Source organism: Spiribacter aquaticus (assembly GCF_007625215.1).
Classification (GTDB): domain Bacteria; phylum Pseudomonadota; class Gammaproteobacteria; order Nitrococcales; family Nitrococcaceae; genus Spiribacter; species Spiribacter roseus.
In genome coordinates, this window is the sequence record NZ_VMKP01000002.1 from 595506 (window position 1) to 607593 (window position 12088).

Sequence of the window (12088 nt, forward strand, 5' to 3'; positions counted from 1 at the left end):
CACGGCGTTGGGGACGAACGGCGCGTAGCGGCGGAACAGCAGCTCGCCGGAGCTGTGCCCAAGGAGCCGATGTGCTTGCTGCTATGGAGTGAAGCCCATCAGTCAGCGCTAGACCGACTGGTGGTTTCGGAAGGGGATCGCGTGTTGACCGATTCGGCACGTAAGCGCTCAACCAACCAGACCTTGATAATAGATTGGCGCGTGACGCCGATCCGCGCCGATTCCTGATCCAGCGATTCAACGACCCAGGCAGGGAAATCAACGTTAACGCGCTTGGATTCCTGATTGGCCCGCCGTGCGGTTTTAAGGTCAAGGTCATCAATGATGTCCTCTGCACCCTCATCAAACTTCTTGTCGAAATCTTCAGCCTTCATACATCGTCACCTCACTCTTGCGCGAGCGCCTCACCGATATGATTCGGATCTTCTCGCCACGGTAAGTAACTATCGCGGACCAGTGTTGCTCGTCGATACGGCCTACAACCAGACAACGGGGTTCATCGTCTGATCGAGCTTGGACTTCGAGCAACTCGTTGTCCTTCCACAACTGCTGGGCACGGTGGAAGTCGATTCCATGCTTTTGGAGATTTGCCTGACTTTTCTCTTCGTCAAACTCAAAGGCACTCATGAGTAGAAAGTATACCTTTTCCGGTATCTATACAAGCTGTTGCGTCGAATTATTCTCTGCCCGCACCCGCGCCATCATCCCTTCAAACGCCGCCCCGTCGCCGCCCACGGCGTTGGGAACGAACGGCGCGTAGCGGCGGAACAGCAGCTCGCCGGAGCTGTGTCCAAGGAGCCGGGAGATGAAGATCGGGTTTTCCCCGGCGGCCAGATGCAGGACGGCCGCGGTGTGCCGGGTCTCGTAGACCCGGCGCGGCCGCAAGCCGAGCGCCTTTAAGGTTGGATGCCAGACCCGGCGCGAGACCTTGGAGGGATCGAGCGCCTGGCCATCCTCGTCCGGGAACACATACTCATCGGGGTCGCGACCGGCGATATGCGCGGCGAGCGCCTCGGCCAAGGCCGATGACACCGTCACATCGCGCCGGGCGATGGCACGTTTAAGGCTCGTTGGCACGCCATCCACCACCGCCTCGCGAATGCGCAGCCGAGCACGCTCGACATCGACGTGTTTGACCTTTAGCCCATTGATCTCACCGGTGCGAAGCCCGGTGTGAAAGCGCACCTCGAAGTACAGCCGAAAGGCCGGGTCGACGGCATCGAGAAAGGCCCAGACCTCCTCAGCGGTCAGGGGCTGGACGTCCGGGCGCTCCTCGCGAAGGGTCCGAACATGCCGCATGGGGTTATTGATCCCAAGCTCACGCTCGGCGAACTGCAGGATCCCGGACAGTGGCGACATGATGGTATTGATCCGAGTATTGCTGATCGCCCGGGTGCCGTCGGTCTCCGTCTCGGCGGCGAGCGACTCCCTGAAGGCGAGAATCGCGCGCTCGTCGATCTGGCGCACCGGTTGCTCACCAAACGCCGGGATGAGGTAGCGCTCGATCACCTGCTCGATACGCTTTGCGTAACTCGGCTTCCAGCCCTCGCGGTGCAGCGCCCACCACTGCCGGGCGTAGCGGGTGAAGCTGCTCGCCGGCTCGCGCGGATCCCGGTCATGAATCCAGCGCATGGCCTCATCCTTCTTCGGGCTTTCGGGAAACCACGCCCCGTAGTCGAACATCCCGGTCTCGAGCTCGGCGTTGATGCGCTTTACGTTCCGGCGGATCACTCGGCGGTTCTCCGGGGTATTCCGCAGGCCGGTGCCCTCGCGAAACCGCCGGCCATAGAGAAACAGGTCGTACTGAAGGATGCCGTTGGGTCTTACAACAAATGTCGCCATCTTCGTCGCCCCCTTTAGGCTTCCACCGACGCTTCGACCGCCCCGAGCCGGACCATGCCAGCGGTCGTGATCCCCACGAGGGCAAGCATCGCCACCTCGGATATCAGGGACTCACCCATTTCATAGACCATCACATATGCAAGCGCGTTAATCAGAGACAGGAACAAGAGCCGCATGCGGTAGCGTTCACCCATTGCGACGATTCGCTCGCGGTCGACCCGCCACCGGCCTTCGGTGGTCAGCGCCAGCGGATAAAAGGCATCGACGATGACCGCGAGCCCATCGGTGATCCGGTGGACGATGCCGCAGCGCTTCGGCGCCTTGATGGGTATGTCATGCGATGCCCGCCGCCCGCGGGCAGCCCACCTGCGATAGAGCTGACCGAGGACGTCCAGGCAACCGTGACGCATCACATAGACCCAAGGTGAGTACTTGAACCGCTGACGGTTAAGCCCCCGCTTGATGAGCTCGGATCGATCGTAGAGCCGGTCCCAAAACGCCGGCGGTGGTGGCTCCGCGGGGACCGGCAGCTCGCCCGCCTCGAGCGTCTCGATGGCATCGAGCATGTCCAGGGCGCGGAGGATGTTCCACGGATCCTGAATGAAGAGCTCGTGGGTCAAGCCAATATTTTTGAGCCGGCAGGCGTGGAAGACGAGATCCCAATCGACGTTGTGATTACTGGTCTGATACATCGTGAATGTGTCCTTCTGTTGCTTACATTCACCCCATGAATATCAGATAAAGCGATTCTGCAAAGGGGATATCGAGGCGGGAAAAACCACCCGACACCACGATTCATCAGATGACCTATTAATGGCCTCTATCAATAGCGCCCGTTTGGGCTGAGATTTGGCGCTTTCGCCATGAAAATGCACCAGATTAGCGCCACTCGATTTGATGCCAAGCGAGTCAAGCCGAACGAATGATTCTGGCTATCGATGCGTCGTTCAGTTGCGTAGGGGCTGGGTGCGCCGATTCGAGAGAAAAACCGCGGGGAGCTAAAAGAAGTAACCTCCAGGGGTGCGCATCGCTGAGAGGCGGGGGAGGTGTTGTTAGACGGGATTATAACTCAGTGGCATCGGCCGCCGGCCAAGCGCATTGGCTAAGCAGGCACCACTTCGATGACCGCGGCCGAGGTTAACCTATGCCACCTCGACCGGATAGCGGCGATCGATCACGCGGGCGATTGTCGTCAGAACCGCTTCCGACGCGCCGTGAAACTCCACGTGCTCCACAACCCAGTCGACACCATGCCGCAGGGCAAGGACACCGAATGCTTCATCCGCGAAGGATTCGGCAAGCGTCTGCACGCCACTGAGGTCAACCGTTGCCAGGCCATCATCGCGTGCAGACTGCTCGATGGACTCCCTCAGCGCCGCGCCGGTGGCACGGGACGCGAGATCTGAGCCTTCTGGCTTTATTGCTGACGTCATTCGCCTTCTCCTGTCCTGAACCGCTCTCTCACGAATCGGACCGCATCCTTACGGTCAGGTTGCACACCTCCAGCATCGCCATTTGCCTCTCCAGCATCAGCGCTGGAGGCGCTCACTCCGGGCATTAGATCGTCGACGAGGACACGCCAGTCGATTCGAGCAGAGTTATTGAGCATTTTGCTCAATTAGAGCCCCCCCATGCTCGATTCCTTTAATCACACTATCTCCAGCGCCTCCGAAAAGGGGCGCCACAAGGGTAACCGCACTTGCCCTTAACGGAAATCTGACAAGTGAGGACAGGCCACATGACCAAAAAGCCGTCAATGAAAACCTACATCGCCGACTTCGCCAGTTTTTCGAGCATCGAGATCCCAGCGGAGATGACCCAGCGCCCGGCATCGGACGTGCTCCCCGCCTGTGCGCTGTCGACGAACGCGTCGAAGCACCGCGCGCCCCCGGTGGCGCTCTCCACGGATCCGGTGCTGATGCGAGAGGACGAGGCCGGAGAGACGCACATTAACGTCGAGCTTATACACCGGCCGTGGATCAACCACGGTGAGAAAGGCGCGCAAACCGATCGCGCTGAGCCATTCAGTCAGCGCTTTCATCCGGATCGTCCGGTTTTTGTGTTGCTCATCGATGCCGATGACCTTGCCTCGCCCACCCACCAGGAGGTGGTCAAGGACCTCTACCAGGTCATCAAACCGGCCGCGGAGGGACTACCCGACCACAACTGGCGCGATGTATTGAAATGGTTCGCCGATCACCCCCGGAAGCAGCGAGTCTTCGCGGAGGTGTTGTTCAACCAGCCCGCCGAAGTGCTCTCAGCTAGGCAGATCCGCGCCCTGCTCGCGGATGCGGTGAGCCTGGACTCAGTCCAGCGCGCGCTCAAGCCCTACGAGCGGGCGGCGAAGGAGGCGGCGAAGCCCAAGGCTGCCGATGATACGCCCGTCGACCCCGAGCCGGCCGAACCGACCGAGCCGCCCGAGGATAGCGGTGTTGATGGCCCGACTGTCGCGGCGGTTGAGCCCGATCCCCAGATGCCGGCTGAAGCACCGGACGGCCCTGACACCGATGACGAACCGAGTATCGATCATCACAACGCCTACCGGGCAGCAAAAGGCTTCCGGCATCACCACCGGCGCGATACCTCCGACAACGATGCCATTGATGCTGACCGCTCTCCCGAATGGGACCCCGACGATGAACCGTTCTAGCGCCCGCGCCAAGCGCCTCTCAGCGATTCTCAGCGAATGGCGCGTCGACCCCACCAGGGCGCTTGCGCTCGAGACAAGCGCGCTCGGTACGCTCGTCGAATACACCATGGCGCCGCCGTGGGACGGGGCAGTCGATGTGATCGAGGCCCTCGCCGATGAGTTCGACGTCACCCTGGATGTCGATCTTCAGTCATTGGCGCTCGACGACACCAAGCCATCGAGGCTCAAGCAGGAGTATCCGCTGTTCGGGACACTGCAGGAATCGCTGCGGACGGCCAAGTCAGCGCCCGATGAGGCGGCCGGCGAGCGGGCGCGGCGCCAGATCCTTGTGGGGCTTTTCGGTGGCTTCGATGGCCACGAGGTTACGATTTACTATGATCAGTTCCTGGAGGTCCGCCGGTGCCTGGCAAGGCTTGGTACCGACATGCCCGCGCCGGATGAGCACTGGCGAGTCACCGCACGGGCGGCCTATGACGCCATCTCGGCCAAAAAGGCCAATGAGGCGGTCGCCCCGGCTGAGCTCGACGAGTGGCTTGAGAACTTCGAAAAGCTCCTGGATGGCACGCGGGGAGTCGGTGAGCGGCTTCGTGACGGGGGCGGCGGCACGCCCGGTCCCCGCCGGGCGATGGAGCGCCTGGATGACAAAGACCTCCACGCCCCGGATTTCGGCCGCTCAATCCCCCGCCGATCGGGCAAGTGCCGCGACCAGACGCCTCAGCCTGATCGCGCCGATCCGACGCTGGCGGCGCCCGGGACGGACACCCTGACGGTGAACCTCGGCGGGACTCGGGTCGAGGTCAAAGCGGCGTCCAGCGATTTCGAGGCCGCGCTCTCCATTGCGCTCAGCGAGACGAGCACCACCGCGCCGAAAGACGGCCGGCGAATGGCACGGCTCATCGTCGATCGGGCCGCCACCAGTGCCGTGCAGAGCCCGGCGGACGCCTCGCTCCTCTCGCTTGGGCGGGTGCGCGATGCCCTTGAAGTCCTTGCCAGCGAACCGCTGGATTTTCTCACCGCCTGGCTCGTACTCACCACCACCATCGACCCTGAGCGGCTGATGCGTTTAACCCAGTCCTCGGCGAGACCGCTGGATGAAACGCCGCATTTTGATGGGGAGCGGCTTACCTATCGGCTTAAAAACGGCCCTACTGCCGGCGACGATGACGACGACAACCTGATGGTGGAACTGGTCCTGCCGCCGCGCATCGCGCATTACCTGCGCACCTGGGGCGGGGAGCGGCCCTTGGCCGGCCGTCGCGACCCGATTGACCGTCAGCTCACCTACCGTCTGGGCAATACGCCAGGGGTGACCCCCAGCTTAAAGCGGCTGCGAAAGACCGGTGCCTATGCCCTCGAGCGCCTGGCCGAAACGCGCAACCCCGCGCAGATCCTCTCCGGGGGCTTTAACTTTGGGCACATCGTGCCCGGCACCTATCGCCGCGAGCGCGCCGGTGCGCTGCAGGCGCTTTTCGCTGAGCACAATGAGACGCTCGCCGCCGAACTGCTCAAGCGCTCTGCACCCCGCAATGGCCTTCGGCCCTGGTTGGACGGTCTTAAGACGCCGCACGATAACCTGGCGCGCCCCACCGGCTCGGCCCGGGCGCTGGCGCCCGAGGATTACCGCGGTGTGTTCGAGGCCCTGCGATCGGCACTCATCCAGGCGCGCAAGGCGATCAGGCGCCAACCGAAAGGCTCCAGCGCCGAAGCGCAGGCCCGGATTGAGTGCCTGCGCCTGCTCGCCGCGCAGACGTATCTCGCCTTTGAGCTCGGTACCGGCGCCCGCCCGATCGCCGGGCGCGCGCTCGCCACGCGGGTGGGCAAGGGGGTGCAGAGCCCCCAGCACGCCCTGCTTTTAATCCGCGACAAGGACAGCCAGGCCTACCGCGAGGCACGCGTCCTGCCGGTGGCCAATGCGCTTGGCAAGGCGCTGGATCAGCTCAATGCGGCCGTGAATGACTGCACGGCAACGATTAAAACCGCCGGCTGGCCGATCACGGACGCGCGCGGCCCGGGCCGTGAGGACCTGCCCGCCTGGATCGAGCTGAAACGCGGGCAGCAGGCCGTGATGCAGGTGTTCACGAACGCCGATTTCGCCCGGGTGCTCGCGGACTACCACATCGACGATCCACGCCCGAGCTCTAACGCCACCCGCCATACCGTGTGCACTGCACTCGACCGGGTGCTTGATGAGGCGGCCGTCCATGCCGCCATGGGCCATACCGGCGCCGGCGGGACCTATTTCCAGCCCGAATCCCTCGCGAGCCTGGATATGGGCGCGGTGAAAAACGCGCTCGCCGATGTGCTCCATCGCGCGGGCTTTCGGTTGATCTAGCCTGAGGAGGCCATCCAATGTCCATCGACCCCGAAAAACTCCACGATCAGGTAAAGCGCCTCTGCCCGAGGCGCTTCAAGGGCCGCGATGCCGAGGTCGTGACGGGCCTGATCACCCACACCGCAGCGCTCATCGATGAGAACCACCGGCTGGCTCGCGCCCAGGCCAATCAACTGGTGAAGGCCACGCGCCAAGCCCTGCCGGACGATCGCAAGCGCCGAGCGTTCAAGCTTGTCACCGAGGTGCTGGAGGTCATTAATCTCACCGGTCTTGCCACCTGTGCCATGCCGGGCCAGACCCATCACCCCATGCGCCCACAGACCACCGCGGGCAGCGCGTTGCAGTTCCACCAGCAGGCCATCGCCTATGCGATGGATCCGTACCTCGATCGCTGGCTTGCCGAGCGCGCGGCCTTAGAACCCATGGACCGGGCCCTCGCCCTTGCCCTGCGACTCACCACCCGCACGGGCATGGGCGCGGATCTGGTGAGCGGCAGCCTCGCGCGGCTCACCCCGGCGTGCGTGACCGCCAACGGCGACCTGCGCCTGCCCATCGATATCGCCAACTTGAGCCGCGCTTACTACCACTGGCCGCTGCCCCCGGGCTGCGCGCGGCTTCTGCCGCCGGGCAGTCCTAAGGACACCCGCGATGATGTCCTGCTCTTTGCCGAGGCCCTCGGCGAGCCCATCGACCCCACCTTGCCTGAGGATGCGCTCATCGATGCCGCGGCCGAGAAAAAAAAAGCCGTCGCGGATGCCCTGCAAAAGGCCTTTCAGGGGTTTGCGCAGGCCTTTCGCCGGGATACCGGCCATCGTGGCGGTGTGCGGCTTTCAGACTGGACAACCTTCTGCCAGGTCGGGCGGTTCATTCCCCAGGGCCGGGGGATGCCGCCAGCGTTGATCGAACTGGGCAAGGGCTTTCCGCTGCCCGCCTGCACGGATCTTCATGCGCTTGCGGCACAGAACCCCAAACAATCGGTGCGTCTCTCGGGAGACACACTCGCGAGCGCACCCATCAAACCGCCCGCGCCTGATGCGGCCAACCTGACCGCGCCGGCGGGCGGCGAGTGGTTTGATACCGAGGCCCTGCCCGAGCACTGGGCAACCAAGGCCAACCGCATCCTGCAGCGCTTCTGCCAGGACGCCGAGGCGCTGCAGGGCAGAAACCGCTATGTCACCGAGGCCAATCACCAAAAACTTGAAGACCAGCGCGACAAGCGCCTCGGGGAGCTCAATGCCCTCTGGGCAGGGCCGACCCTTGCCCATATCGGCTTTGGCTGGCTTTGTGAGCTCGCCCTCAAACGAGCCAAGATCTCGACCCTGCGCACTTACGTGAGCCGCCTCTTGGCCGTTTCCACCCTCGCCCTCGAGCCCGCCATGAATCTCCCGCTCTGGGATGACGATATCGTGGATGCAATGGAAACCCAGATCATCGCCTCGCGCGACTGGCAGCACACGACCGTAGGGCATTTTCGGCAGACCTGGGGGGATTGCCTGCGTTATGCCAAACGCATCGGGCACCTGCCGGAGGTCGAGCATCTGCCCGGCGGGCAGGCCCATGTGCATACCGCGAAGCGCATCGACATCCTCACCCCCTATGAGGCGGGCCTTATCTGGAATCATTGCCTGCACCACGGCGGTGACTGGGGCGCGCAGGCGGCCGCCGCGGTCATGCTGGGGTTCTATGGCGGCTTGCGCTCGGCGGATGTGTTGGGCCTCACCCTGAAAGATGTCTTCATTGACCACGGCGAGGTGCGAGTGACGGTCTCGGCGGGGAAGACCTCAGCGGCGACGCGCTCGATCCCGCTGGATGTGCTGGCGCCGCCAGAGATGGTTAGGTGGTTTAGGGAATTCGTCGAGGCACGACGCCAGCAGTTTGCCGACCCACGCTTTAAGGGCTGGAAGATCAATCAGATCGCACTTTTCGGGCCCAGCGGCAATCCCGATCGGTATACCCGGGAAGCCTTGATCGACCCAATAATCGGCTTGATGCGCGCGCACCTGGGCGGCGAAGTGGATTTTCATCTGCTACGGCACAGCTTTGTGTCATGGCTCGCCCTGCGCGTCTACGCCATGCGTCACCCCGGCTTTGCCGAGACCCTGCCCCAGAAAGCGGCCACGATGTTCCAACCGGCGGCCTTGGCGCGGCTGCGCCAGATCTTTGATGGCGAGGCCCGCTCGAGCGCCGGCACGGATGACCATATCCAGATTAAGAAACTCGTCGGGCACGAAGATCTGCGCACATCGATCCTCCACTACACCCACACCCTCGACTGGATCCATGCCGATGTCATGCGCCGGGCATACAACGAGGGACCGCGGGTGAAGGTGGCGTAGGCGGCGACCGACACCAACAAAAAAGGGCCGGCAACCGTGGCTGCCAGCCCTTTTGAGGAGATGGGGATTGTACCGGAGGGCGTTACAAGCGCCCGTCGACCTGACCGGCGTCAAAGGCGTACTTGACGTCGTAGAGATAGCCCTCGGGCTTGAGCCATTGGCGGATACCAGAGGCGCCAAACGCCACGAACGACCGATGGGCAACAGTCAGGATGGCGGCGTCATAGCGAGCGGTCTCCTCAGCACTCGCCCCGGCGAGCCCCTCCAACGCCTCCACCGGGACCAACTCCAGTCCAAACTCCTCCCGTGCCTCCTCGGCATCCACCACCGGATCATGGACGGCAACCGTGGCGCCGTAGTCTTGGAGCTCGCGGACGATGTCGATCACTCGCGTGTTGCGCAGGTCCGGAGTGTCTTCCTTGAAGGCGAGGCCCAGCACCAGGATGTGCGCCTCGGGGATGCAGACACCGCGCTGGATCAGGCCCTTGACCACTTCATGCGCCACATGCGCGCCCATGCCGTCATTAAGGCGCCGGCCGGCGAGGATCATCTCCGGGTGATGACCGATGGCCTGGGCCCTATGGGTGAGGTAGTAGGGATCCACCCCAATGCAGTGGCCGCCCACCAGCCCCGGGCGGAAGGGCAAAAAATTCCACTTGGTGCCGGCGGCCTCGAGGACGGCTTGCGTGTCCAAATCCAGGCGGTTGAAGAGCATGGCCAGTTCGTTGACCAGCGCAATGTTCACATCGCGCTGGGTGTTCTCGATCACCTTAGCGGCCTCGGCGACGGCGATGCTCGGCGCCTTGTGCGTGCCGGCGGTGATAACCCGGGCATAGAGGGCATCGACGAAGTCGGCGACCTCGGGCGATGAACCGCTGGTGACCTTGACGATATCGGTCACCCGATGGGCCTTGTCGCCGGGGTTGATGCGCTCGGGGCTGTAGCCGGCGTAGAAATCCTTGCCATAAGTGAGTCCCGAGACCCGTTCGACGACCGGAATACAGTCTTCCTCGGTGGCGCCGGGGTACACAGTGGACTCGTAGATGACGACGGCGCCGGGCTGGATGGCCTGGCCGACCGTCTCACTGGCTCTCAGCAATGGTCTGAGATCCGGGCGACGGTGGTCATCGATAGGCGTCGGGACAGTGACCACGAAGACATTGCAGTCGCGCAGGTCTTCGGGGTCGCTGGTGTAGCGGATGCCGTGGGCGGCGGCGGTGGCCATTTCCTCCGTGCTCAGCTCTTCGGTTCGGTCACGACCCGCCTCAAGTTCGCGGATGCGGCGCGGATCAATATCAAAGCCGGTGACGGGATACGCCTCGGCAAAGGCCGCCGCCAACGGCAGACCGACATAGCCGAGGCCGATGACGGCTACGCGGGGGGCATTGGGCAGATCCATGGACATTGAGGAATCCGTTATTGCGGAAGGGTGGTTGGAATAATGTGAATGTGTATGACGCGTATGGGTAAGGGGTGTAGGTGGCTCGCTCTAACCAGCCACGCTCATTCCATGCGCGCAAGCAGCAACTCTTCGTACACCGCCATCGTCCGCTCGATGACGATTCGCTCATCGAACTCGGCCTGGGCCTTTCGCCTTGCCGCTTCTCCCAGCCGTTCGCACAGCGCGGGGTCATGCACGAGACGCTCGATGGCGTCGGCGAGCGCCCCCGAATCCCGTACCGGCACCAGCAGGCCATCCACCCCGTCGGTGACGACTTCACGACAGCCCGGCATGTCCGTCGTCACCAGCGGCCGCTCGCATGCCGCCGCCTCAATCAAGCTCTTCGGCAGGCCTTCTCCGTAATAACTTGGCAACACCACGGCGTGCACCGACTGAAAGAGACCCGGCATATCATCGACCTTTCCGAGCCAGTGAACGAGCCCTTCGTTATGCCAACGGCGGATATCGTTTTCGGGCACTGCAGCGGGGTTGCCAGCATCGGGCTCGCCGGCGAGCAATACCTCCACCGCCACCCCGTGGGCCTTCAACTGCCGCGATGCCTCAACCAGTTCGCCAACTCCCTTGTCCCAGAGCAGCCGCGCGGGCAGGACCACCCGAAACGGCGGCGAAGACAGAGGCTCACTGCGCGGGGTAAACCGCGCCAGATCCACCCCGGAACCCTTAATCAGTCGGATGTGATTAGGAGCGATAAGGCGCGCCTTATCGAAAACCGCCACGTCGTCCCCGTTTTGCAGGATCAGGCGGCCGCGCCGCCCACCGAGGGCCGCGCGCAGCACCCATCGAACCACGGGCCGTAGAAACCGCGCCTTCAGGGAGGGACTGACGAACACATAGCCCATCCCCGCCACGGCACTGACCCGAGGCCGGTTGCCAGCCAGCCGCGCGGCGAGGGCACCATAAACCGCGCATTTGATGGTAAACCCGTGCACCAGATCGATGTTCTCGCGCCGGATCAACCGAATCAGCCAGATCAGCAGCCGCAGTTCGCGCAGCGGGTTCAGACTAAGCCGCTGCATAGGTGCTGGCATCCAGCGCAGGCCAAGCGCCTGCAGCCGCTTACCGTCCGGCCCCGGCGGCGAGAGCAGCAGCACCTCATGGCCCGCATGCTGCAACGTCAGGGCCAGCGATCTACGAAAGTTGTAGAGATACCAATCGGTGTTAGCGAATAGGAGGATTTTCAATGGAAATAACATCTACAGCGGCTTTATCATTGCCGCTTCAGTAACGTTGATATGCTCTCGGCCGCAGACCCTTCACATAAAAATTTTTCAACTGTGGGGTTGAGGTATACCTCGTGATCGAGACAGACCCCTAAAAAGCTTACTTAGTCGGTTCTGAGCATTCCGCTATGCGGCCGCTGGCGCGACGTTTGCGCGGGTATCGATGCTGCCCTGATCCAGCAGCCGCAGGGCGGCGGATAATATCCAGCGCCATAAAACTACCAACCACCGCATCAGCCAGCAGAC

Annotated in this window: 10 protein-coding genes; 3 read left to right on the top strand and 7 right to left on the bottom strand. The window is 63.1% G+C overall.

Annotation, left to right across the window (positions count from 1 at the left end):
* Window positions 1-98 precede the first annotated feature (98 nt).
* From brnA to FPL11_RS06380, 5 genes are all read right to left on the bottom strand, one after another.
* Window positions 99-374: a type II toxin-antitoxin system BrnA family antitoxin gene (gene brnA, locus FPL11_RS06360; protein WP_144347878.1), complete on the bottom strand. Its 276-nt coding sequence runs from the start codon at window positions 372-374 to the stop codon at window positions 99-101.
* A complete protein-coding gene (locus tag FPL11_RS06365; protein WP_144347879.1) occupies window positions 364-627 on the bottom strand; it encodes a BrnT family toxin in 264 nt (87 codons plus the stop codon). Before FPL11_RS06365 ends, brnA begins: the two co-directional genes overlap by 11 nt.
* Window positions 628-654: 27 nt before the next feature.
* A complete protein-coding gene (locus FPL11_RS06370; protein WP_144347880.1) occupies window positions 655-1842 on the bottom strand; it encodes a site-specific integrase in 1188 nt (395 codons plus the stop codon).
* A gap of 14 nt (window positions 1843-1856) precedes the next feature.
* Window positions 1857-2534, bottom strand: a complete 678-nt coding sequence (locus tag FPL11_RS06375) for a hypothetical protein (protein WP_144347881.1) — start codon at window positions 2532-2534, stop codon at window positions 1857-1859.
* A 450-nt stretch (window positions 2535-2984) separates the two neighbouring features.
* The gene (locus FPL11_RS06380) at window positions 2985-3275 is read right to left on the bottom strand and encodes an STAS-like domain-containing protein (RefSeq protein WP_144347882.1); all 291 of its coding nucleotides are present in this window, start codon (window positions 3273-3275) and stop codon (window positions 2985-2987) included.
* A gap of 305 nt (window positions 3276-3580) precedes the next feature.
* Between FPL11_RS06380 and FPL11_RS06385 the strand changes: the two genes are divergently transcribed.
* Genes FPL11_RS06385 through FPL11_RS06395 form a run of 3 tightly spaced genes read left to right on the top strand, consistent with a single transcriptional unit; the run spans window position 3581 to window position 9160 of the window.
* Window positions 3581-4492, top strand: a complete 912-nt coding sequence (locus FPL11_RS06385; RefSeq protein WP_144347883.1) for a hypothetical protein — start codon at window positions 3581-3583, stop codon at window positions 4490-4492.
* Window positions 4479-6824 (top strand): hypothetical protein, encoded by a 2346-nt coding sequence (locus tag FPL11_RS06390; RefSeq protein WP_144347884.1) that lies wholly within the window; start codon window positions 4479-4481, stop codon window positions 6822-6824. The genes FPL11_RS06385 and FPL11_RS06390 overlap by 14 nt, the downstream gene beginning before the upstream one ends.
* Before the next feature lie 17 nt (window positions 6825-6841).
* On the top strand, window positions 6842-9160 hold the full coding sequence (locus FPL11_RS06395) for a tyrosine-type recombinase/integrase (protein WP_144347885.1): 2319 nt from the start codon (window positions 6842-6844) through the stop codon (window positions 9158-9160).
* A gap of 82 nt (window positions 9161-9242) precedes the next feature.
* On the opposite strand, the gene FPL11_RS06400 is transcribed toward FPL11_RS06395, so the two are convergent.
* Both FPL11_RS06400 and FPL11_RS06405 read right to left on the bottom strand, forming a co-directional pair.
* Entirely contained in the window at window positions 9243-10565 is a 1323-nt protein-coding gene (locus FPL11_RS06400; protein WP_144347886.1) for a nucleotide sugar dehydrogenase, read from the bottom strand.
* Between the two features lie 98 nt (window positions 10566-10663).
* Entirely contained in the window at window positions 10664-11815 is a 1152-nt protein-coding gene (locus FPL11_RS06405; RefSeq protein WP_144347887.1) for a glycosyltransferase family 4 protein, read from the bottom strand.
* Window positions 11816-12088 lie beyond the last annotated feature (273 nt).